The following is a 22994-nucleotide window of genomic DNA, read 5'->3' as shown; positions in this document are numbered from 1 at the left end:
TTCCCGTAGGCAGGGGAGCGTGCCGGTCCGAGCGCAGCTAGCCCGGTGCTCCCACCATGACGAAGAAGAGTTTGCCCTGCGTTGAGGAGCCGGCGAGCCGGCGCGCCTGGTCCGGATCCGCTGCAACCACGATGAGCCCCTCGGTTTCGCCGGTGCCCAGCCATTGTCCGGTTTGCCCGCCCTGCCCGGACGTCCAGAGCACGGGCACCGAGGCCGCCAGCACCTGCGATTCGGCTGCTTTGCCGTAGTCGGTGCCGTTCGTCATGACGATGTTGACGAGCTGGCCGGGTGCCACGAGCTGGATGGACGAAGGGTCCGCCATTCTCAGGGGCACGGCGGCCGATCCCGGGGGAGTGCCGGCCAGCAGGCCCGGCCCGAGCAACTGCGTATCGGAGATCAGCTGGCCTTTGCGCAGCGGTGCAGCCAGCTGCTTGCCCACAACGGCGGCGGTGTCAGCGTAGCTCCCCGCGGGCATCATCCCTGGTGGCACCTCGACCAGCACCACTTCATTGCTTGAGAGGGCGGTTCCAGCGGGAAGGTCACGGGCGGAGGCCAGCGCAGTGACGGTGTGGGCGGGTGCCGGTGTCAGTTGCTGGACGGAAATGCCGGCAGCGGCGCACAGCAGAAGCGCGACGACCAGCCTGCGATGGCGGTTGAGCCATGACGGAAAGCGTCGCAGGCCGGACGGCCGCTGGCGGCCGGGCTGTCCGGACCGAAAGCTCTGCCGCGGCGATGAACGTCCGTTGGTGCGGAAGGTGGATGGCATGCCTTGAGGCTACGGAGGCGCCGCGTCGCGGCGACAGCCCGGGGACGCCGTATGTGGAAAACCGACATCGGCAGCGCACCATGAGTAGCGGACCGGCACCCTTCGCGCTTTGCGCGAGATTCGGCAGCGGACGCCGAGTTTAAGTCAGCTTGCGGCTGCGGCAGCGGGAACGGCCGCCGGAGCGGGAGAGACGCTGCTGCCCTTGCTGTCGCGTGAGTCGGTCCGGTAGAAGCCGGAACCCTTGAAGACGACGCCGACGCTGTTGAACTTCTTGCGCAGGGTCCCCTCACATTCGGGGCAGGAGGTGAGCGAGCTGTCGGTAAACGACTGCACAATCTCGAAGGCGTGGCTGCAGTCCTTGCAGGCGTATGCATACGTGGGCACTGGTAATCCTCCTCTGGGACAAACGAGCAGGTCCCGTGCTGCCTGGCAGGAATCACCGCCGATTGTTCCTCGGCAGGTTCCTTCCCTTAGCAGTCGCAGGGCCTGAGTGCCAATTCTATCATCCGCTGCGAGCCGGCTTCACATCAGCTGCGCGAGGCGTGACGGTGTGACTGCCACCGGGATTTTGCGGTCGAAGGATTCGGCGGGGATGCTGCCGGCCGGAAGGACTTCGTCGTCAAAGACCACCGCAGCCGCGGGCACCGGCACGCCCTCATGTTCGAGACCGGCGAGGAACTTGTCGTAGTAGCCCCCACCCTGTCCGATCCGGTTACCCGACAGGTCCACTGCTGTGGCGGGGACGAAGATCCCGGCCGCGTCGCGCATGGCCTCGATGCCGTGCTGTTCTCCGACGGGCTCGTCGATGGGGGCGTAACTGCTGCGGACGAAGTCGGTCGCCGGGGTCCAGTAGACCCAGGAGAGGGAGCGGTCCGGGCGGCAGACCGGCAGCAGAACGCGGTGCCCTGTTCCGTGAAGCGCGGCAATGAGCGGCAACGTGGGGGGCTCGAATCCCACGCCCAGATACACGGCAAAAGTGCTTCGTTCACCGGCGGCAACCATGGTGGCCCACTGAAGTCCGTGACGGGCGATACCGGCCCCGGCGGCTTCAAGGCCGACGGGAGGGACTGTTGCGCGCCGGATTCGGTGGGCTGAGCGGATCTCGTCCTTGGATGGCATCAACGCCCGTCCTTCCATGTCAGGAGGCCCGCCTGCGGAGACCCTGGTAAAGGCCATCCCGGGCGGTTAGTGCAATTACCCAATGTTTGGTCCCTGACGCTAGATTAGTCCAGTGACTACCACCAATACTTCCGTCCGCAAGGCTGTCATTCCTGCTGCGGGACTCGGCACCAGGTTCCTACCGGCCACCAAGGCCATGCCCAAGGAAATGCTGCCGGTCGTGGACAAGCCCGCGATCCAGTACGTCGTCGAAGAGGCCGTCAGCGTTGGCCTCACCGACATCCTGATGATCACCGGCCGGAACAAACGCGCCCTCGAAGACCACTTCGACCGGGTCCCGTCGCTGGAGGCGACCCTCGAAGCAAAGGGCGACACCACCAAGCTCGAAGCCATCCAGGCCGCCAGCAACCTCGGCGATATCCACTACGTCCGCCAGGGCGACCCCATGGGCCTCGGCCACGCAGTGTTGCGCGCCAAGCAGCATGTCGGATACGAACCCTTCGCGGTGCTTCTGGGCGATGACCTGATCGATGCGCGGGACGAACTGCTCAGCAAGATGATCGAAGTCCAGGCCAAGACCGGCGGCTCGGTGGTCGCGCTGATTGAAGTGGAACCATCCCAGATCAGTGCGTACGGTTGTGCCGACATCGACGAAACCGACATGAACGGTTTCGTACGGATCCGGAAGCTCGTGGAAAAGCCCGACGCCGCCGAAGCACCGTCCAACCTGGCCGTCATCGGCCGTTACGTCCTCCACCCCGCGGTCTTCGATGTCCTCGAACGCACCGAACCGGGCAGGGGCGGGGAAATCCAACTGACGGACGCCCTCCAGGAACTTGCTGCAGGGGACGGCGAAGGATACGGCGTCTACGGTGTGGTGTTCCGCGGCCGCCGCTACGACACAGGCGACAAGCTCAGCTACCTCAAGGCCTGCGTCCAGCTGGCCTGCGACAGCGACGACCTCGGCCCCGGGCTGCGCGAGTGGCTGCCGGAATTCACCTCTTCCCTCGCCAAGTAACGTCCCATGCGGGGCAGCATCTGGCCGGCGACGCTGGAATGCGGCGACATTGTGCTGCGCCCCATCCGGTACCGGGACCGCAAGGAATGGATGGCGGTCCGTTCCCGCAATTCTGAATGGCTGGCTCCCTGGGAGGCCTCGAACCCGGCCCCCGGAGGGGCTCTGCCGGACTACCGGCAGATGGTCAGGTCCCTCAATGCCCAGGCTGCGCAGGCCACGGCGCTGCCTTTCGTGATCACGGAGCGTGTTCCGGGCCGTCGGGATCCAGTCATCGTTGGACAACTGACGGTGTCGTCCATCATCTGGGGATCGGCGATGATGGCCACACTTGGATACTGGGTGGACAAGTCCTGTGCCGGCCGGGGAATTGCTCCCACGGCTGTTGCGATGGCCACTGACTACTGCTTTGGCAGCCTCGGCCTGCACCGGATGGAAATCAATATCCGGCCTGAAAACGGGCCCAGCCTCCGGGTTGTGGAGAAGCTGGGTTTCCGGGACGAAGGCTACCGGCCTCGGTTCCTGCACATCAACGGCCAATGGGCGGACCACCGCTCGTTCGCCCTGACGTCCGAGGAAGTTCCCGAAGGGCTGCTGGCCAGGTGGTTGAGAAGCCGCCCGGCCTGACCAACACGCTGGCCCGCTGCCGGAGTCACCCCGAGGTTGTTCTCCTGTGTTTTCCGTCATAAATCCATTGAATTGCCAGCTGCCCTGCGACACACCGGAGCTAATGCCAGAGCTGTCGGCCAATTACTCATACGGTTTTGAATGTGGACTTCCCCCTTAGCAGCTCAGTGATCCTTGTTGTCGCTGTCGCGCTCTGGATTGTGTGGGTGGCCCCGTATGTTCTGAGAAACCGCCAGCATCAGCTCCAGCCCGCAGCCGAGCTGATGTCCGAAATCAACTTCGCCGAACCCGCAGACCCCCAAGCCGGAAACGTCATGAAAATGGCCGCCCAGCAGGAGAACTCAATGGAAACCAAGCAGGCCACCGGATCCGCGCAGGGATCCCGGACACCCGCCGCCGGCCCGGGTGCGGTGACGGCGCGCCCGGGCGCACTGAGGATCCGGTACGGACGATGTGCGCTCGCGCTGGTGGGGCTCGTGTCCCTGCTCACCGGGTTCGTGGCAGGCATCTTCCTCATGTTCGGGATGGGCTCGTCCTGGTTGCCTGTCGGGGCCTTCTTGGCTGCTGTAGCGTCCGTCGTCTGGCTCCGGCGGCTGGCGGTGCGGGACCGGCGCGCCAGAATGAACGCGGCATTCCGTGCAGCCATGACTGCCCCGGAGCGGCAGATGCGGGTAGTCGTACCGCGTCCCAGCCGGGAACCGGCCGTGGACGCCCCGGAAAGCCCACTTTTCGACGCCGAAGCGGGAAACAAGCCAAAGGTTAAGCCGCTGACGGCCCAGGAACTGCGTGAAGCTGCCCTCGCCGAAGCCAGGGCCTCGGGCGACACCGCCCTGAGGACTGCCGCCGCACCAGGGTCGGCCGTCAACACGGACGCCAAATGGGAGCCTGTGGACGTTCCCAAGCCCACCTACGTGGAAGCTGCCAAGGCAGAACGGGCTGCCCCGGAGCCGCTGGACCTGCCCGAAGCTCCGAAAGCCGTGGGCAAACCGTCCCTCAAGCAGGGCCCGGCCGCCGTCCCGGCGGCCAGCGGAAGCGCTCCCAAGACCCTGACCAAGGCTCAGAGCGCCCTGAGCAACCTGGACGACGTCCTGCAGCGCCGCCGCGCCTAACCAGCCTCTTCGCCCCGGGCAGCCGGTTGCTGCCCGGGGCTTTCTTATGCCCAGGCCACGCGCATCGTGGCCGGGACCTGGTTCCCGAGCACCGCTATGGAAGTGAGACATTCGGGAGCTGGCTGGCGAAGCGCGCCGATAGTTTGTAGCCTAGGGACACCGGTTTGCCTGTTCCCGGAGTTTCCGAGGGTATGGCAGCGGCCCGGGGCTATAGCTCAGTTGGTAGAGCGCTTCGTTCGCATCGAAGAGGTCAGGGGTTCGAATCCCCTTAGCTCCACATTGAAGGCCCTCTGACCTGCGGAAACGTTGGGTTGGAGGGCTTTTCTCTTAGCTGCTGATGGGTCGACCACACGGAAACCACACGCTTTGGGAAAGGTTCCGGCGTTTATCCGGACTTTCGTTCCGGATGACCCGGTGGCTCCTTGCCAAACTTTTGGAGGGCTTCCGTTAGGTCAGGCGATTCACTTGCCTTGGCAATGTAGTGCTTCTCGGTGATCGCAGTTCCGGAATGACCCAGCTGGGCGGCGGCATGCTTGGAACTGTATTCCTGGTCGATGAGAGTGGCAACGGATTTCCGGAAGACGTGCGGCGTGACCCATTCATAGGGGGGGACCCCGCACGTGCGTCCCGCCATTGCCTGCGGAAGTTGTGTGGGCTGCGCACAGTTCCTGTGGAAGACGGGAAGAACATTTCTTCGGGCTTGGTCTTCGGATGGTCCTGCCGGTAGGCGCCGAGCCCTTTCTCCATGACGATAGTTCCCGAGATGGTGATGATTGGCGGTTCCGCTTCGAGGTCGACGTCCTGCCAGCGAATGGCCAGGACCTCACTAATTCGGGCGCCCGTGGCAAGGAAGATGTCGAGAACGTCGAGTAGATCTGAAGCGCGCGGGCGTCCCTGATGGGTGGGGTCCTCCTGCCACCTTCCAATGACAGACCGGAGCTTGTAAACGTCTTTGACTGAAAGTGCCTTGATGTCCTTCGTGGCGATCTTGATGGGTCCTACATCGCGGACCGGATTGCTATGCAGGGCATCGTGCCGGACCGCGAGACCGATCATGCCGGTGAGCACGATTTTGGAATGACGTGCGGTAGCAGGGTGGTATGAGGCAACGTTTTTGAGGAACCGGTCTATACGGCCGGTGCTCAGCTCGTGCAGTCGGAGTCCGGCCAGCGCGGGCTTGATGACCCGCCTGTAGGTGTCACGGTAGCCATCGATAGTCCTTCAGCCGGCCCGACCGTTGTTCTCGATTTCGTCCGAGGGCCTCCTGCAGCGCAGCGACCACCGCAGCGTCCAGGCCCTCGAGGCCGACCTCCGCAGCTGGGTCAAAGCATGGAACGATAAACCCACCCCATTCACTTGGACCAAAACCGCAGGGCAGATCCTCGAATCAATCGGCAGACTTTTGAAGCGAACTTCAGGCGCAGGACACTAGGGACTTTTGACTCGGGTTCTACGGAAAATTTTGAGGAAGACAATGTTGTGCATTTGCTATTAAGGTGCCGAGCTCGGGCTATGCCACTTCGCGAAACGGGCGCTGGCGGCGGGTCATTGACATCCCTAGCCGAAATGCGGATCCTCGTGGCTAGGACTGTTTCAGCTCGCGGTCACGCTGGATTTGGGGGGTACCAATGGAAAGCGGCGGCTTTTGCCATTTTCAGCTGAGCCTTTTCCAATCGTGGAAACTGCGCAGGGACTCGTGCCTTATGCATGTTGCAGCGCGTCAACAGCGGCTCATCACTGCGTTGGCTATCCACGGACCCCGCCCTCGAAGCTACCTGGTCGGGCTCCTATGGCCGGAGAGTCGCGAGAGTCTGGCCATGGAGAGCCTGCGGGTAAGCATGCACCTGGTCTCACGACAGGTCCCGGGCCTCTTGGTGAACCGGGGCGCCGAACTTTCCCTTAGCGACTTGGTGGACGTCGACTTACACCGGGTCCGGTCGTTCGTTCGAGGGCTGAGCCACGCCGGGCTGAACGGCGACGCCGCATCGTCCCTGAACCTGCTCCGCGATGCCGAACTGCTTCCGGGCTGGTATGACGATTGGGTGCTCTTTGAACAGAGCAGATTGCGGCAGGACCGGCTCCACGCGTTCCACATCATTGCCCGCGAGTCGCTGGCGTGCGGCGAATTTGAGGTTGCTTTGGAAGCAGCGGAGGCAGCACTGGAACTTGAACCGCTCTATGAAAGTGCGGTTGAACTTCTCATCCAGGCTCAACGGCAGCAGGGTAACAATGCCGCCGCGCTTCGGGCCTTCGATAAGTATCGAGCGAAGCTGCAGGAGGACATGGGCCTTGCGCCGTCGGAGGCCATTCGGGGACTCGTCTCACAAATTGCATGGCAGCCAGGCCGCTAACGAACGTGAGATATCGAGACCTTTCTAGGGGGAAGATTGGGCAATCAGCTACTGGCACGACGCTTAGGATCTCGTCTTTATCAACAGTCGAGACAGTGCTTGGTTCATCGCTTGGGACCTCGCTGTAGATGATCCGTGCGCGAAAGCCCGGCGTTTGGTCGCGTTCGCGGCAAGGGCGGATGACTAGTGTTCCCGCGGGTATCGCCGGGGGTGACGCGTATTCGTCGGATATTCATGACGGACGATCGTCAAGGCGCGGCACCATGTCCGGCATGGCCGCCCCGAGCGTCCGCCCGCACGGGGAGCCTTGAACAGCCGGACCACAGAGCCTCGATCACTGGCTTTCATACTGCGGTCGGCCCACTCGACGCGGGACCACTGCGGCTTGTCGTGTGCTCAGGCCAGGAGGATACGGTCCACGGTCTCGTCGATTCCGGGGATGTCGGCCATGAGTTGATCGCGGATGGCGGGGAACTGGAGGTTCGCGATCAGGCGGATGGTTTGCTCGTCATCCGGGTATGTCTTCGCTGCGAGCATTTCTGTCCAGAGCGACCTGGCCTGCGCCGTCGCGTCCCAGTGGCTCAGGCCCTGGATTGCGGCGACACTGGTCTCGACGGCATTCAGGGTCTGGGGCCGAGAAAGCATCCGTGCCCGAAGCCCTCGCCCGGGCACAGCAGACCCGAGGACAAGCTTTCACTCAGTCCCACCAAATCGGCACCGAAGCGAAGCCATCCAGGGCGATGGGCGGCTTCGCCCGCTGTTAGGTAGCTGATCGACCCAGGCTGCTCGCGCCTGGCTGGCTTTGCTGCCTGAGCCTGTGAGAGGCCCTCTTCACTCTAGAACCAAGCGTCGAGTGGGTCAGTGAGCGTACCGGGTCGGACACGAGGCTGATGGCAAGGGCGCGGCAGTAACGCGGCAGTAACGCTACGAATGGTCAATTTAGTGTTTCAAGATCCGTGGCATCGGGAGGCAAGGGTTTCGAGATGACAGACAGAATTGAGCACGCGGCATTAGCCTCGATTCGGCCAGTGACGGAGCCAGGGGAAGAGACGGTCTCCTCCCCGCTCACCTATTGGATGCTTCGCTCGAAGGGGTGGCGGTCATGATCCGAATCCAAGGACCACTGACGTACAGTGGCGACATTGCCCAAGTACCTTCCACTTCTATCACGATTGCCACCGAGTTTCCGATCTTCGATTACCTCCGCACGGAAACCGGCCACCGTGACGTGGTGCGGGAGCTGGTGGCAACCGATCGGCAACAGTCCAAGCACGAGCTGACTTCAGGCGACTACGCTCTGACCGCGCAGACCGCCGATCTTATCGGTTCCCGTATCGAGTCCATCGCGAACTTCCTGCAGTATATAGTCCACGCTCGCCGCGCCAATGATCTCGACTACATGAGGTTCGTAATTCCCGTTCAAATCGAGTCGTCAGCTAGAGCTATCGGGGCCGAGTCCTTCCATGTCCTCTATGTGATTCGGACATTTGGCCAAATGTCCGATGCTCTATTCGCGATGCGCCGGACCGCCGTAGAGCTCGACTTGGCGACTGTAGTCCCTTTCCTGGAGAACAACATCTTTCTGCTGAATGATGATACTTATCGATCACTTCTACCGGAGTTCAATGGCCTCACAGGACGCGGCGATGAAACGACGCTGCTCTCCGTTGTAACCGCGCTCATCGACGGCGCCACCTTCGACCCCGGTGACCCGACCGACCGCCGCAGGTTCTCCGAGGACCTGCTCGAGCGTGCGTTGCAGGCGGTCGATCTCCAGAGCACCGGCGAGGTCGTCGAGTTCTTCAATCGGCGATTCTCGGAACTTTTCGACTTCCCGATTCGGATCCCGGTCATTCAGCCGTTGAAGATCGCTGGGCACTTCGAGGTCGACACAACGGGCAATGTCCCGATTACCAAAGATGATCTGTTCTTCTACGACCTGTCGGTCGAGCACCTGAGTCGTGGCGATGGCAAGTCATTGATTCCGCACGTCGTCCATTACGACTGGAACGCGCCCAACCATCACATCACTAACAACAGCATCCCGTTCGAATTCGAGTCAGTCGATCTCAGCTTTGTTGGCGCTGTCGCTGGCCAGATCACGATCGCGGTCAAAGCCTTTGACGGCACGTCGCTCTGGGTCAAGCAGTTTGCGCCGGATGACCCCGGACTAAAGGAAGTGCTGATCGTCGTCTCCCGCGTCCTTCCGGCTCGCCTGCTGCCACCTGATCGCGATGCCAACCCGAACGTGGGTAAGAAGCTCCGAGGGCAAGTGGTCGAGCTTTCGAAGACCTGTCCCGTTAAGGACTTGACGGTTGTCATACAAGCCAAGCAGGAAGGCGATGAGCTGTGGCGCGTAGTCTCGACCGCAATAACTGATGCATCCGGCAACTTCTCCGCACCCTATCCCTTTGGTCGCTTCGTCGTCGCCCAGGCTTTGGTTTCGGTCGCCGCCAACAGTCCAGTGAATGTTCCGATCGTGCGTGGCGCCAGCGAGAACGAAACCGTAACGGACGACTTCCTTTACCTTTTGATCGACGTTCCCAAACGTGATGAGGTGCAGAAAGAAGACGACTGTGGCTGTCATGCGCCCAAGGACGACTGCGGCTGTAGCGCACCCAAGAAGGCTCCTCGACTGCCCGGCCAGGCCGAGCTGGTGAAGTTCGACGATTACACCCAGGACATTGGTGGATCGTGTGTTAATCTCTCTACCCCCAACCGCACGTTAAGCGAATACAGCTACCACGCGGTCGTGCGAACCTCAGATCCGGATGTGTCGAACTACACGTTGGTCAAGCACGTCGACAGCCATACTTTCGACCTCAGCTTTGAGCTCACGAGCGATTTCAAAAAGATCCAGCGCGCGCGCGTGGACTTGGACAATCCCATCCGATGGCAGGACGCTCCAGACTCCGGTGACAGCCTGACCTTTTACCAGGCGGTCACGGTGGCGACCGGGCACGTCCTGCACTACCGAGCTGAGTTCCGGGCAGACGGCTATTCTCTTGGTGACCTCCTCTATTCCCTCGCATTGGCTCCTGGTCAGAAGAAGCAGATTGTTGTGATCGATTCCGCACACGCCCTTCGGGGCGCGGAGACGCAAAACATTGCGCAAGGCGAAAGCTTGGCGGCGAGCCTTCTCAATGAACGAGACATCACCGATCAGCTCGGCGGGAACATCAACGAGGCGCTCCGTGGCAGCAGCTCGGCCAGCACGGGCGGCGTCAGCGCGGGATTGGGCGCGGCAGCAAGCATGGGCATGTTCGGGGCGTCCCTTGGCGTCGCGGGCGGCTACTCGTCAGCGAGTGCATCTGCCGCGCAAGACAGCTCCCGCGGAACGTCGATGTTCTTCGGTGAGAAGTTACGTCAGGCCATCACCCAGAATGCGCAAAGCTACCGGCAACTCAACGCAACCGTAGTCACGACCGTCCGGGAGGATCAGCAATATTCCGTCACCACCGATGTCGTAGCCAACCACAATCATTGCCACGCCCTGACGATGATGTATTTCGAGGTGCTTCGTCACTTCGCTATCTACCAAGAGTTAGCCAACGTCGAGGAGTGCATCTTCGTGCCCCTCGTGATGACGGAGTTCTCCAAGGACAACATCTACAAGTGGGCCGATGTGCTCTCACGCAGTTTGCTGCCCATGTCCTCCAACACCTATCTCCAAGCCTTCTCATTCCTGCGCTATCGGGTCAAGCACCCGCTCATCCCGGCGTTCGACGCCAACGAGCGGATCAAGACGAATTATGCCCACGTCGATTTCCCCGCTGGCGCCTATAGCGACGAGCCGATAACTTCGGTCTCTGGTTACATGACAATCCGGATCGACATCCCCCGGCCGAAGACGGTCTTCGACCGGATCCTGTCCTTCCCGATAGTTAAACGAGAGGAGGTCCACAACGCTAACGGCGGGGGCATCTTCGGCTCGATCGTCGACTTGGTGGTCGGGAAGAACATGGTCGGGAGTTCTTGGGAGGAAAAGGTCAAGTTCACGAACGACCACATTCTGATCTACGACAACTTCCAGGAGGCCCAGCCAGCCGACGTCATAGAGGTGACCAACTTCGGGAACTTCTTCGATAAGGGCACCAAGGACGGCAACCTCTGGACGGCGTTCGCTAATCTTTGCGGGTATACCAACGTCGAGGAGTTCTTGGCGAACTACTTCGCACACAAGACGATCTCGCGCTGGCAGGAGACCTTCAATGATGAGATCGCGCCGCGCGTGGTCGAGGCACTGCTAGAGAACTCAATCAGCATCAGCCCGTTCGGGAGCGTCGATCTGACCCCCAACGCGAAGTATCACGGCGGCTCGTATTTGATGCGCGTGAACTTGCGCACTAATACCTCGCTGCCAAGGAAGAGCATCCCGAACATCACCGTCAACTTTGCCAAGACGATTGCGAACTCGGCCGATTTTTGGGCCTTCGTTACCTTCAGCCTTGAGACACTCAACATCAACTACACCACGAAGCACTACCAAGGATTTATCGTCAACAAGTACCTCGGTGACGATTTCGGCGATGGCATTCAACTGATTGACACGCCAATGAACTCCGACGAGCAGCGCAATCCTCGGGAGGAAGACAAATACCTTGTCCGGAAACTAATCGAGCACCTCAACAGCAACGTAGAGCACTATAACAGGGCCCTGTGGCTAAACCTCGACCCTGATCGTCGATACATGCTGCTCGACGGCTTCAATATTCAGGTCTTCAATGACTTCGGTCTACCGAACGGAAGCCGGAGCCTTGCGTCGATCGTCAAGAACGAGCTGATGACGGTGACCGGAAACTCGCTGGTCTTTCCGGTCGCGGCCGGCTATCGCGTGAGCCAGTCCTACATCGCCGAGAGCAATCAGGACGGTCAGGCCGAGAAAGTCTCGCTCTTCGACCACTACAAGCCCTACACGCCGATTCCCCCTTACCGAATAAGTGTCCCATCGAAGGGTGTCTTCCTTGAGGCGGTTCAGGGACAGTGCGATGCCTGCGAGATGGTGAAGGAAAACTCCTCGCAAGACTGGACGAAGTTCACGACCGACGAGCCGACGTCGGTACTGCCGGTCACGACACCCGTTCCGACCATTACGGACTGGAAAGCGGCGTTCAAGGACTTTGCGCCGCCGCTGATCAACATCCAGAACGCTCCCGATTTGCCCTCCCCTGGCCAGGGAACCAGCGGGCTCACCGAGCTTCTGGGCAAGTCCGGCGTTTTCAAAGACATAACCGGGCTCGACGCGACGCAACAGAACGTGATCCGGACCTATCTCTCCAACCAGGAGAACGCCAAGGCGTTCGCAGAGATGGCCAAGGGGATGGCGATGCAGGAGCACAACACGCAGCACTCGGAAAAGATCATGGGATCCCTCAGCAGCGCGAAGGAGAGCGGGGCGATCTCACAAGACGACTACGGCAAGTTGACCAAGGCCCATCTCGAAAAGCAGATCGACGGGGGGGAAGCTCAGCGGCAGCAAGACTCGCTGCAGAGCAAGCGGCTCGAACCCTCGCCGATTCAATCAGCGTTCGACTTGGCGCAGACGGGGAATCGCGTATCGGCATCCGAGAGCGATGCAGACGGCAACATGAAGACCCTCGAAGTGGGGAACAACCCCGATCTCCAACGCGTGGGCGATACCTACGTGCGGCCCGCATACACCCCGAACGAACTTGCTGGCATCGTCGGCGAGATTATCGCCACCAACGCCCTCAAGGCTAAAGGGCACATCGTCTTCTCGGACTGGCGCAAGCACGTCTCAGCGACGGGGTTCGACTTCGCATCGTACGACCCGATTGACAAGAGTCTATGGATTGTCGACAACAAAGCGCAGTTCACGCGTGGCATTGGCGACGCCAATGCACTGACTGGCCCTGCCTTCGACATCTACAAGGCCAAGCTGCAGGAGTTCCTTGAGAAGACATGGTCGAATAAGGGAGAAGCGGCTCTCGCGCTCGACGCTTTGAAAGCCGGCAGAATCAAAAGGGTCGTGTCCAATGGTTTCGCTGGGGACGTGGTTCGGTTCACGAAGGGCCTTTTCCAGAAGGATCTCTTCGCTTATGACGTGCGCTTGGACAAGCTTTACGCACCTGCGCCCGCCGCTGGAGCAGCTGGTCAGGCGGAGTGGGAGGCGGCACACAAGGCGCTCAGCCTACGCAAGGGTGCGCGGGTGTCCGGAAAACGCGGCATGGTGTCGGTCGGGCCGATGCTGATGGTTCTCGGAACCGTCGGAGCCGCTGCGTTCCTGCTCAAGTCAGGGGAGGACTTCAAGCAGGTTGCGGGAGAGATAGTCGCGAACGTTGCTTTGGACGTCGTCCTCTCGAAACTTCCGGGTGGCTTCATCGCCGGGATGACACTCGGGCTGGAAAGCGACAACCAACACGAGATCGAGATGGGGAGAAAAATCGACAATCTGCTCGCTATGATCCCCGACGCCGGTTCGCTCTCGGCCGCCGATCTTAAGACAACTCGCGCCGCGCTGCGTGAGTTGATCGAAAATCCGATCGAGGTTCCCGAACCGCCGGTGCCAGAACAACCAGGCTTCTTCAAGCGCAAATTCCCCGAGCTCTTCGGCCCAACGGCTGATTGGGTTTGATCGCCGGGGTCACGCACAGGGACAGGTCGGCGTGACAAAGTTCAATGCGGCCGCAAATGCCGGTTTCGCCGGCGAAGTGGGACCCGCACTCGGGCACTTCGCGTCTACGCGCACCCCAAGGCTGGATCGTCAACAATGGCACACGGGGCCAGCCAAGATGGACAGCAACCCGGCTGACAGCCGAGCTCATGGAGAACTGATTGGGCTGATTCTAGTTCGGAACGGTTTCGCTGCGCGGTGGATGCGTTGGTGTAGCCGTGGACCATCTCTACTAGGCCCGCCCTGCTGGGCGCGTGTCGTCTTGCTCAAGGACACCGCCACCGGCTCGTGTCCCTTGGGAAACGAGACGTCTCACCCACTGAACGACCGCAACAACTGTGCCTTTCGGCGATAATGGCGGCGTTTTCACAGTGCTATTTGGCGCATGGTGCAGCTCGGTAAAGGATTTTCGAGCGCGCATTGTCGCTTGCGCCGAACCGCCATCCACGCCACAACCAGCACTGTTCCTGGTCCTGCCGCGCGCCAGGACCACTCCCAGCAGACGTTCGTGGCACCGACATCATTGGACGAAAGAGGCCGGTCGCAGTTTACGGCCGCGTTGCCGCAATTTCTGCTTGGCTGAAGGAGAGTGGGATGCTGGGAAACCGGTCGAGATTGGCATGAGCAATAAGATTACTTGCTGCTTTCAGAATCCGATTACGAGCCCGGTCGACCTGGTTTATTCTCTTCTTCCACTCGTGGGCGGGCGTGGCTTGGTTCAAGTTTGAGACGTCTCCGAAAATGCGGTCATCGGGGGTGCCGTTCATGACTTCCCGGAGTGCCCTCCGGCTATCGGAGAGACCGCCTCTAGCAATCCGGACGAAGTCCCGAATATGAGGATCTGAGCTAAGCCACTCCGCAGGGAACGAGATGTTTGGGATCACCGTTCGATCCTGGCGAGACACCACTTGGCCTGTTTTCAGCGCGAGAGCGATGTCTTGTAGGGCGACGTCTAGTTCCAACATCGAGGCCTCGCCTCGCAACGAGAGCCGAAACGAGTCGCGATCGAAGAGGTCCTGAAGCGCCGTGTAGATATCTCGAGCCATCTCATCTAGGTGTGGCAGGGAGGATCGGGAGAACCACGCCTTATGCAGAGGTTTGGGATAGTCAGCGTCGGCGTATGCTGCAGCGATTTCAAATGCCTTTTTCGGCGACGCAGGGTCTTCAACGAGGTGCTCATAAAACGTCTTCGAGAAGTCGGCAGCTTCGTCGCCCTGTATCCCTGATGAAGTCCCGATCGCCCATCCTCCGGCCGTCGGGAGAGGGTCGAGAAGTTCGGGGCCGGTCTTAGCTGAGTAGCAAGCGCTGAGAAAAACACCTTCAAGGACCGGGCTGGCTGCGCGGACGGTTCGGATGACCTCTGCGCCACGTCGAAAGATGAAGTCATCGCCTTCCTCACGTGCGCTGAGATTACCTTCGTCGTCTCCATGTCCGATGAAGTGAAATATGGTCGGCTGCACTGCATTGGCGATGTGGGAGAGGCCTCGCCACTCGACGGATCGGCCCGCAACGGTGACATCGAAGTCGTCGGAGCACAGCCCTTTCAGGTGCTCTATTTCCCCGTCCGCAGGTTCTTTGAGGTCGTCATCGGCGCAATTCCACACCAGAACTTTAATCATGGCGTCAGTTTCGCATGACGAGGCACTTGGCGTGTTGTTACTTCTGCGCCAAGTGCCTGGTCCCTATATCAGTGTGCCGCTGCCTACGTTGCGTTGAGTACACGCAGCGCATAAGAACTGCCCGGTATCGACCCGAACTCTTGCGATGGCACCATCGGCGTCAGCGTCCGCCACACGTTTACCCCACGGAAATAATGAAAAACGTTGACATGTCAGGGGTTGTCCCTCACTCCAAAAACATCTAGATTCCGCGGATTACCAACACAACGCAAGCCCTTGGCAACCAATGAAATAGACTGTCCTCTGAGAAGAGGTCAGGGGTTCGAATCCCCTTAGCTCCACAGAATAAGCTCCCTGATCCGGCGCCAGCGCCGGATCAGGGAGCTTTCTTATTGCCGGTCCGGCAACACGCGCCCACGAACCACCCCTCGAGAGGACAGCAGCAATGAGCCTTGTCCGGCTGCATGACGTCAGCGTGCGATTCGATAACACCCAGATTTTGCGCGAGGCATACTTCCGCCTCGAACCGGGTGACAGGGTGGGGCTCATCGGCAAGAACGGTTCCGGTAAGACCACCATGCTCCAACTGATCCTTGACCGGATTTCCCCGGAGTCCGGAACCGTCACTGTGGATCCGGGAACAAGGATCGGCTACTTTTCGCAGTTCTCCGAACTGAACGGGGAATCAACCATCACAGACGTCCTGGATGGGCTGTTCTCTGACATCAAGGCAGTGGAAGCTGAACTGGCGTCTATCGATTCGGCCATCGGCGGGGACCCGGCCGGCGCAGAACTTGACCGGCTGATCGCCCGGCAGGCCGAACTTTTCGAAGACATGGACCGCCTCGACGGCTGGGACTACCCCCGGCGGATCGACAAGGTCCTGACGACGCTGGGCTTCAGCGACGCCCACAGGGTGTGCGCCATTGACGAACTGTCCGGCGGCTGGCGCAACCGGGCCGCGCTGGCAAAGATCCTCCTTGAGGATCCGGATGTGCTGCTGCTGGATGAGCCCACCAACTTCCTGGATGTGGCCGGCGTCGAATGGCTTGAAAGCTGGTTCCGGGACTTCAAGGGTGCAGCAGTCATCGTCTCGCACGACCGGAAGTTCCTCGACGCCGTCGTCACCCGGATCATCGAAGTGGAAAACTTCCACCTGCACGAGTACCCGGGCAACTTCGGCGAATACATCGTGCAGAAGCAATTCCGCCTCAAATCCCTGGAACAGCAGTTTGTGCACGAATCCGAACTGCTGGCCTTCGAGGCTGAAGGGATCGCCGACCGCCGCGAGGCCGCCAAGGCCGCCAGCCGCGGGTTGGGAAACCAACTGGCCAAGATCAAGAAATCACGTACACCCCGCCCGGTGGACCAGATCGTCACCGAGATCTACGGCGGCCTGCACGTCAAGGACGTCCTCTGCCGGGTGGAGGGGCTGGCCAAGTCCTACGGAGACAAAGCACTCTTCAACGACCTTGGCTTCGAAATCAGGCGCGGGAACCGGATCGTCGTGCTCGGCGCGAACGGCAGCGGCAAATCCACCCTCCTGAAAGTGCTGACGGGCGAGGAAGAAGCAGACGCCGGCGTTGTCTCCTGGGCAAAAGGCCCCGGTTTCGTGTCCTACAACCGGATGCTTGAAGAGCTCGACGACGCCGACACCGTTTCGCACGCAGTCAACGCCCTGCCGGACAGCCTGGCTTTCAGCGCCACCAGGAAGTCTGTCAACCGGTTCCTGGCGATGTTCCAGTTTTCCGAAGCGGATCTCAAGCAGAAAATCGGGAATCTCTCCGGCGGCCAGAAAGCCCGCGTCGCGATGGCACAGTGCCTGCTGTCCGGCGCGTCGGTCCTGTTGCTGGATGAACCCACCAACCACCTGGACCTGTCCAGCACCCAGGTCATGGAACGGGCGCTGATGCATTTTCCCGGTGCCGTGGTGGTGGTCAGCCATGATCGGTTCTTCAGTGAAAAGATCGCCAACCGCTACCTGGTCTTCGGTGCCGACGCGGCACTGCCCGGGGAAGTCGAGGTGCGGGCAGCGTAGCCGTCACCGCCCGGTACCTGACCGCCCGCATCCAATCGCGCTTGACGGCCGCTTGCGGGGAGGAGCAGAGTTATGGTGCTGCGACTGGGGGCAGATGTGTGATCTCCGGGGACCTGGGTTAGTCACGGTTCCTTCACCACATCCGCGAATAGCTTCAGGCAATGATGAGGAGCAACCTCATGCGCAACAGAATCCCACCGCAGACCACGCCCCGCGACGGCGGAATATCTCACCCAGTTTCCGAACGGCGGCACCGGCGCGTCGTGGCGCGGCTGCTGTCGGCTCTTGTTGCGGCAGCCCTCACCGCCGCAACGGGCACGCCGGCCCAAGCCGTTTACAACGGGAGCAGGGCGGACTCGGACAACTATGCGTGGGCCGTCAAGGTCCAGCTGGCCTACCCGGAAGGAATTGCTTCCTGTACCGGGTCCCTGATCAAGAAGGACACTGTGGTCACGGCGGCGCACTGCATCAGCAACAACGGACGCAGCCCGTCCGCCATCGACGTGACATTCCACTTCGGCCAGAAACGCTCCGCATACACCGTCGGGGTGGCAAGTGCCGTTGCCTCGCCGCACTACAACCCCGCGCTGATCAAGGACGACATTGCCCTGCTCTTCCTGCAGTCTGCCGTCTCCGAGCCCACCATTGAACTCGCCTCCACGCCGGCTCCCGTCGGGGCGGAAGTGACCGTGGCCGGCTACGGCTGCACCGGGGACCCGTTCAATGCTGCAGAACCGTGCGACCCGGCGCGCCGGCTTATGGAAACCCAGCTCACGGCAGTCCCTGCAGAGTCTTGCCCGGACATTGCGGGACCCTGGCAGTTCTGCACGTTTTCGCCGCACACCACAGCCAACCGTGGCGACAGCGGTGGTCCCGTCATCTGGTCCGACCACGGTGAACAGAAGTTGGTGGGTGTAACGAACGCCATCGAACTGCCGCCGTCCCCGGCCTACCTGAACCTGTCAGCCTCGGTTCCGTACGAGCTGGACTGGATCAAGGCTACCGCCGGCCTGCGCTGACCGTCTTGAGGACGCCGCGAACCGACATTCCCACAGCACACACCACCGGAACCAGCCCCAGCAGAACGGCGAGCGTGTTGGCGCGGAACACCACCGTGCCCTGCGCGTTCTTCGTGTAGGCGCCCAGCGGGAGGACGAAGCCGCCGCCTCCGCCGCCTTCCGCACCGCCAGCGCCTGTGGAACTGCCTGCGCCAGCGGTGCCGGAGTCACCGCCCCCACCGAACCCGAAGGACACCAGCGCCACGGGAACGAGTTCCTCACCGCCGACCAGCACCGGAGCGCCGTAAGCCCTCGCCACACCCACGTTCCTGAATGCCTCCACGAGGGAGGAAAATGCATCAGCCATGGACCCACAGTAGGGACCAGGGCCAGGCAGCGGAAGGGCCTCGGGTCAGCTCCCCACCCGGAGGCGTCAAGCCATGGCCTGACGCCACTCCACGTGCCAGTATGTTGTGAATCAGGGGCTGCATGGCCCCCGCCGGACAGGAGGCGCCGCGGTCATGGGCTACATCGATGATTTCAGTGAGGTCGGCAGGAACGACGTCGCGACGGCGGGCGGCAAGGGCGCCGGACTCGGCGAGCTGGTTCGGGCGGGCCTTCCCGTACCGCCGGGATTCCTGCTCAACACGGCCGCCTACGAGCTGTTCGTCCGGAGCAACGAGCTGGCCGAACGCATCCAGGAGCACGCCGCCTTGCCGCCCTCCGCGAGCGCAAAGGACTACGAGGACGCTTCGGCGCAGATCCGAGGGCTGTTCGCCGGTGGAAGGATGCCGGACGCGATAGCAGCCGCCCTCCGCGACGCTTATCACCAGCTGAGGCCCGGCACGGAGCTGAGCCCCGGCACGGACTCCCGCCCAGCCCTTGGCGAAGGTGCGGAACCTGCGGTAGCGGTTCGGTCTTCCGCCACGGCCGAAGACCTCGCCTCGGCCAGTTTCGCGGGCCAGCAGGACACGTATCTCAACGTGCGGGGCGCCGACGCCCTCATGGAGGCGGTCATCCACTGCTGGTCTTCCCTCTGGACCTCCCGCGCGATGGCCTACCGTTCCCGGGAGGGCATCCGGCCGGACCAGGTCCGGTTGGCAGTCGTGGTCCAGCAAATGGTGGACGCGGACGCCGCAGGCGTCATGTTCACCGCCAACCCCGCCACCGGACGCCGCGACCAGATCGTGATCGGTGCCGCCTGGGGGCTGGGCGAGTCCGTGGTGAGCGGAGCCGTTTCCACCGATGACATCGTCGTCGACGCCGCGACAGGGACGGTGGTTTCCCGGCGGACAGCCGACAAGGAGGTCATGACGGTCTACGCCGGCCGGGGCACGCGGGAGGAGCCCGTACCGGCTTCCCGCAGGCATCAACCGGTGCTGGACGATGCCGCGGCGGCCACCCTGGCGGGCTACGGGGCCCGCATCGCCCGGCACTTCGCTTCCCCGCAGGACATCGAGTGGGCCCGGGTGCGCGGCGAATTCTTCATCCTGCAGTCCCGGCCCATCACTGCGCTGCCCGAGCCCGCCGGGGAAACGCCGCGGGACTGGAGCGTGCCCTACCCCACGGGGCTGTACTTCCGGGCCAGCATCGTGGAGCAGCTGCCCGATCCGCTCTCGCCCCTGTTTGCGGACCTGATCGACGGCTCGGTCTCGCGGTCCCTGAACGCCCTGATGGATGAAGCGTTCGGCAAAAGCAGCCTCCGCACAGGCGATCTGGGCCTTCCCGCCATCAACGGCTACGCCTATTACTACTACCGCACGGCGGCTTTATGGCGGCTGATGGGAAAGACGCCGGCCCTTGTCCGCGCCCTCATCCGGGGCGAAGCCCACATGGGCATCCAAGGCTGGCGTGACTATTCGCACCCGCGCTACGTGCGTGTGGTGGAGTCCTGGTCGGCAAAGCCCGTCGCCGACCTCACCGGGCAGGAGCTCCTCGAGGGGGTGTCGGCCCTCCTGGATGCCGGAACCGTGTACTACACAGCAGTCCAGTCCATCATTCCGATCGCGACGTCGAGCGAACTGGCCTTCCAGAAGTTCTACGACAAGTTTGTCCGGCAGGACGGCGATCCGCCGGCGCCGGCGTTCCTGCTCGGCTACGACAGCGAACCCATCCGGGCGGAAAAAGCACTCTTCGACCTGGCCGCCTGGGCGCGCACAGTCCCGGGGCTCGCAGCGGCCATCCTGGGGACGCCGACCAAATCCCTCGCCCGGGCGCAGGTTTCGGGCACGCCTCCGGTGGAGATGGATCCGGGGCTGTGGGGGCAGTGGGAACACCGGTTCCAGCTCCACCTGGACCACTTCGGACACACGGTTTACAACCTCGACTTCCTCAATCCCGTGCCGGCGGACGACCCGTCCCCCCTGCTGGACACACTGAAGTTCTACCTGCGCGGGCAGGGCAACGACCCCCACCGCCGGCAGGCGCTCGCCGCCGGCCGGCGGGAGGACAGCACCGAAACAATACTTTCCCGGCTGCACCCGGCCCGCAGGTCCGTCTTTGTGCGTTTGCTCCGGTGGGCGCAGGGGGCGGCGCCGATCCGCGAGGACGCGCTCGCCGACGTCGGACTCGGTTGGCCCCTGATGCGGCGCATGCTGCGGGAACTGGGGCAGCGGCTGGCAGCCGCCGGACTCATCGCCGACCCAGGCGATGTGTTCTGGCTTCGGCACGGGGAACTCAGCAGCGCCGTCGAATTCGGCCTTGCCGCTGCCAGCAGCCCGGCGGCAATCACCGGTGCCGACCGGCCGGTCCTCGCGGAGGCAGTCGCGGACCGCAAAATGCGGTGGCGGGGTCAACGCAATGCGTCAGCGCCGCAGATGCTGCCCGAGATCCGGTGGCTCCAGAAGTCCCTCGCCGGGATGATGCCCGAAGGGTCCCAGGACCAGGAAGGGAACACCATCAGAGGCGTGGGTGCCAGCCAAGGGCGGGTCAGCGCTCCAGCCCGCGTGCTGGCCGGTCCCGAAGACTTCTCCCGGATGCAGCCGGGGGAGGTTCTGGTGGCCCGCATCACCACTCCCGCCTGGACCCCGCTGTTTGCCATGGCTTCCGCCGTGGTCACGGACGTTGGCGGGCCGCTGAGCCACGGCTCCATTGTGGCCAGGGAGTATGGCATCCCGGCAGTGCTGGGCACCGGGGTGGCGACCCGCCGGATCGCCAGCGGACAGCAGATAGAGGTCGACGGCGGCGCCGGCACCGTGACCATCGTTCAGCCCGTGCGGGATTAGCCTTAGCTGCCGGACGTAAATTCTTCCGCCATCTGTTCGTCCGACTCGGCGCGGAGGAGCCGGGACAAGGGGCTCCCGGCGCTGAACGGCGGCAGCGCCGCACCGATGAGGAACAGCGTGACGTCCGCGTCGAACAGCAATTCCACCACGTCCAGGAACTGCTGCCACTCCGGCGACCCGGCGGGGGCGGGCGGCGCCGGGACACCGTCAATTACCCATTCCGGGTAGCGGGCGGCCAGGGCGGCGAAATCCCCGGCGGCAACCGGCGTGCCGGTAAGGTGCCGGAAGCCGATCCACAGCAGGCCACCCTCAGCGCTTTTTACGGCCAGCGGGTGCCCGGAAACCTCCAGGGTCCGCTGCTGGCCAGGGGCGGGGACAAACAGCCCGACGGCGCCCAACTGCTTGGCGGTGCCCGGAACGAGGACGCGGCCGGGGCGCACCCGCGGCTCGCTTCCAACTGCTGGATCGGACATACCCGCGGCTCCTAGAGCCAGCCCTTCCGTTTGAAAATGGTGTACATGAGCCCTGCGGTTGCCGCCATCATGACGATCGCCAGGGGGTAGCCGAAGGCCCAGTGCAGTTCTGGCATGTGGTCGAAATTCATTCCGTAAACCCCTGCCACGAAGGACGGGGCGAAGAAGATGGCGGCCCAGGAGGAAATTTTCTTGACCTGTTCGTTCTGCTCGGCGCTCGCCTCGTTCTGCCTGTTGGCGGTCAGGGTTCCATCCAGGGTCAGGGCGTTCTGGAGGATGTCACGGAAGGAATCTGCGCGGGAAATGAGCCGTTCCACGTGGTCTTCAACGTCGCGGAGATGGTGCTGCAGGTCCGTGTCCACGTCGTATTTGTCGAACCCGCGCTTCAGCAGCTGCATCATTTCCGGGAGCGGATGGATGGCCCGCTGGAACTGGATGACTTCCCGGGCGAGTTCATAGATGCGGCGGGAGACGGCGGAGTCCCCGCTGAAGAGCTGGTCCTCGATTTCGTCGATGTCGTTTTCGAGTCCTGCTACGACGGGGACGTAGTCGTCCACCACCTGGTCCATCAGGGCGTAGAGCACGGCTTCCGGACCGTGCCGCAGCAAATCCGGCCGGTCTTCCAGCCGCCGCCGTACCTGAGCCACTCCGGCCGTTTCGGCGTGCCGGACCGTGACCACGAAGTTCTTGCCCGTGAAGACGTGGAGTTCGCCGAATTCCACCGTTTCGGTGTCGTCGAGGTACCGCGCCGGGCGGAGCACGGTGAAGAGGACGTCGTCGTAGCGCTCCAGCTTGGGCCGCTGGTGGGCCGAGATGGCATCCTCCACCGCGAGCAGGTGGAGTCCAAATTCCCGTGCCACGGAGGACATCTCGGCCTCGGTGGGCCGGTAGAGTCCGATCCAGGCCATGCCGCCGTGATCCGCAAGGGTCTCAAAGGTCTGCTCAAGGTTATGCGGCTCTGCGGTGCGGCGGCCGTTGACGTACACAGCGTTGTCGATGATGGTCACGAGCCATTATCCCA

16 protein-coding genes and 1 tRNA gene are annotated in these 22994 nt (G+C 62.4%); 9 read left to right on the top strand and 8 right to left on the bottom strand.

Annotated elements, in window-relative coordinates; translation table 11 throughout:
- Positions 1-37: 37 nt before the first annotated feature.
- The 3 genes from cpaB to AC07YR_RS05960 form a co-directional block, all read right to left on the bottom strand.
- Complete coding sequence (gene cpaB / locus AC07YR_RS05970) at positions 38-766, bottom strand: Flp pilus assembly protein CpaB (RefSeq protein ID WP_494733425.1); 729 nt, start codon at positions 764-766, stop codon at positions 38-40.
- A 144-nt stretch (positions 767-910) separates the two neighbouring features.
- Complete coding sequence (locus tag AC07YR_RS05965; protein WP_055796912.1) at positions 911-1150, bottom strand: FmdB family zinc ribbon protein; 240 nt, start codon at positions 1148-1150, stop codon at positions 911-913.
- Positions 1151-1288: 138 nt separating this feature from the next.
- On the bottom strand, positions 1289-1885 hold the full coding sequence (locus tag AC07YR_RS05960) for a 5-formyltetrahydrofolate cyclo-ligase (RefSeq protein WP_494733424.1): 597 nt from the start codon (positions 1883-1885) through the stop codon (positions 1289-1291).
- Between the two features lie 112 nt (positions 1886-1997).
- Between AC07YR_RS05960 and galU the strand changes: the two genes are divergently transcribed.
- The 5 genes from galU to AC07YR_RS05935 all read left to right on the top strand — a co-directional run bounded on the left by galU (position 1998) and on the right by AC07YR_RS05935 (position 6987).
- Positions 1998-2903: a UTP--glucose-1-phosphate uridylyltransferase GalU gene (gene galU / locus AC07YR_RS05955; protein ID WP_436058169.1), complete on the top strand. Its 906-nt coding sequence runs from the start codon at positions 1998-2000 to the stop codon at positions 2901-2903.
- A gap of 6 nt (positions 2904-2909) precedes the next feature.
- Complete coding sequence (locus tag AC07YR_RS05950; protein WP_055796909.1) at positions 2910-3527, top strand: GNAT family N-acetyltransferase; 618 nt, start codon at positions 2910-2912, stop codon at positions 3525-3527.
- Positions 3528-3694: 167 nt separating this feature from the next.
- Positions 3695-4636, top strand: coding sequence for a hypothetical protein (locus AC07YR_RS05945; RefSeq protein ID WP_494733423.1), 942 nt, complete (start codon positions 3695-3697; stop codon positions 4634-4636).
- A gap of 204 nt (positions 4637-4840) precedes the next feature.
- Positions 4841-4913, top strand: a tRNA-Ala gene (locus AC07YR_RS05940).
- A gap of 1540 nt (positions 4914-6453) precedes the next feature.
- The gene (locus tag AC07YR_RS05935; protein WP_494733422.1) at positions 6454-6987 is read left to right on the top strand and encodes an AfsR/SARP family transcriptional regulator; all 534 of its coding nucleotides are present in this window, start codon (positions 6454-6456) and stop codon (positions 6985-6987) included.
- Positions 6988-7383: 396 nt separating this feature from the next.
- Here the strand turns inward: AC07YR_RS05935 and AC07YR_RS05930 are convergent, their stop codons facing one another.
- Complete coding sequence (locus tag AC07YR_RS05930) at positions 7384-7632, bottom strand: hypothetical protein (RefSeq protein ID WP_494733421.1); 249 nt, start codon at positions 7630-7632, stop codon at positions 7384-7386.
- A gap of 457 nt (positions 7633-8089) precedes the next feature.
- Between AC07YR_RS05930 and AC07YR_RS05925 the strand changes: the two genes are divergently transcribed.
- Positions 8090-13582, top strand: a complete 5493-nt coding sequence (locus AC07YR_RS05925) for a hypothetical protein (RefSeq protein WP_494733420.1) — start codon at positions 8090-8092, stop codon at positions 13580-13582.
- A gap of 587 nt (positions 13583-14169) precedes the next feature.
- Here AC07YR_RS05925 and AC07YR_RS05920 read toward each other — a convergent pair.
- On the bottom strand, positions 14170-15240 hold the full coding sequence (locus AC07YR_RS05920) for a hypothetical protein (protein ID WP_494733419.1): 1071 nt from the start codon (positions 15238-15240) through the stop codon (positions 14170-14172).
- A gap of 445 nt (positions 15241-15685) precedes the next feature.
- Here AC07YR_RS05920 and AC07YR_RS05915 point away from each other — a divergent pair, with 445 nt between their 5' ends.
- Together AC07YR_RS05915 and AC07YR_RS05910 are read left to right on the top strand one after the other, a co-directional pair.
- The gene (locus tag AC07YR_RS05915) at positions 15686-17278 is read left to right on the top strand and encodes an ABC-F family ATP-binding cassette domain-containing protein (protein WP_494733418.1); all 1593 of its coding nucleotides are present in this window, start codon (positions 15686-15688) and stop codon (positions 17276-17278) included.
- Between the two features lie 179 nt (positions 17279-17457).
- The gene (locus AC07YR_RS05910; RefSeq protein WP_494733417.1) at positions 17458-18297 is read left to right on the top strand and encodes a S1 family peptidase; all 840 of its coding nucleotides are present in this window, start codon (positions 17458-17460) and stop codon (positions 18295-18297) included.
- Here the strand turns inward: AC07YR_RS05910 and AC07YR_RS05905 are convergent.
- On the bottom strand, positions 18278-18643 hold the full coding sequence (locus AC07YR_RS05905; RefSeq protein ID WP_494733416.1) for a hypothetical protein: 366 nt from the start codon (positions 18641-18643) through the stop codon (positions 18278-18280). The two genes, AC07YR_RS05910 and AC07YR_RS05905, sit on opposite strands and share 20 nt — an antisense overlap.
- A gap of 154 nt (positions 18644-18797) precedes the next feature.
- Between AC07YR_RS05905 and AC07YR_RS05900 the strand changes: the two genes are divergently transcribed.
- Entirely contained in the window at positions 18798-21500 is a 2703-nt protein-coding gene (locus tag AC07YR_RS05900; protein WP_494733415.1) for a PEP/pyruvate-binding domain-containing protein, read from the top strand.
- Positions 21501-21502: 2 nt separating this feature from the next.
- On the opposite strand, the gene zapE is transcribed toward AC07YR_RS05900, so the two are convergent.
- Both zapE and corA read right to left on the bottom strand, forming a co-directional pair.
- A complete protein-coding gene (zapE, locus tag AC07YR_RS05895; RefSeq protein WP_436058163.1) occupies positions 21503-21973 on the bottom strand; it encodes an AFG1/ZapE family ATPase in 471 nt (156 codons plus the stop codon).
- A gap of 11 nt (positions 21974-21984) precedes the next feature.
- On the bottom strand, positions 21985-22980 hold the full coding sequence (gene corA, locus AC07YR_RS05890; protein WP_436058162.1) for a magnesium/cobalt transporter CorA: 996 nt from the start codon (positions 22978-22980) through the stop codon (positions 21985-21987).
- Positions 22981-22994 lie beyond the last annotated feature (14 nt).

It is taken from the genome of Arthrobacter sp. GW460-12-1-14-TSB2, from assembly GCF_059423525.1.
This window is presented reverse-complemented; position numbering and strand designations above follow the sequence as displayed.

Excerpts from the sequence above, each read along its gene's own strand:
- cpaB (WP_494733425.1), bottom strand. The coding sequence starts at position 766 with ATGCCATCCACCTTCCGCACCAACGGACGTTCATCGCCGCGGCAGAGC.
- AC07YR_RS05960 (WP_494733424.1), bottom strand. The coding sequence starts at position 1,885 with ATGCCATCCAAGGACGAGATCCGCTCAGCCCACCGAATCCGGCGCGCA.
- AC07YR_RS05950 (WP_055796909.1), top strand. The coding sequence starts at position 2,910 with ATGCGGGGCAGCATCTGGCCGGCGACGCTGGAATGCGGCGACATTGTG.
- AC07YR_RS05935 (WP_494733422.1), top strand. The coding sequence starts at position 6,454 with ATGGAGAGCCTGCGGGTAAGCATGCACCTGGTCTCACGACAGGTCCCG.
- AC07YR_RS05930 (WP_494733421.1), bottom strand. The coding sequence starts at position 7,632 with ATGCTTTCTCGGCCCCAGACCCTGAATGCCGTCGAGACCAGTGTCGCC.
- AC07YR_RS05925 (WP_494733420.1), top strand. The coding sequence starts at position 8,090 with ATGATCCGAATCCAAGGACCACTGACGTACAGTGGCGACATTGCCCAA.
- AC07YR_RS05920 (WP_494733419.1), bottom strand. The coding sequence starts at position 15,240 with ATGATTAAAGTTCTGGTGTGGAATTGCGCCGATGACGACCTCAAAGAA.
- AC07YR_RS05915 (WP_494733418.1), top strand. The coding sequence starts at position 15,686 with ATGAGCCTTGTCCGGCTGCATGACGTCAGCGTGCGATTCGATAACACC.
- AC07YR_RS05910 (WP_494733417.1), top strand. The coding sequence starts at position 17,458 with ATGCGCAACAGAATCCCACCGCAGACCACGCCCCGCGACGGCGGAATA.
- AC07YR_RS05905 (WP_494733416.1), bottom strand. The coding sequence starts at position 18,643 with ATGGCTGATGCATTTTCCTCCCTCGTGGAGGCATTCAGGAACGTGGGT.
- AC07YR_RS05900 (WP_494733415.1), top strand. The coding sequence starts at position 18,798 with ATGGGCTACATCGATGATTTCAGTGAGGTCGGCAGGAACGACGTCGCG.
- zapE (WP_436058163.1), bottom strand. The coding sequence starts at position 21,973 with ATGTCCGATCCAGCAGTTGGAAGCGAGCCGCGGGTGCGCCCCGGCCGC.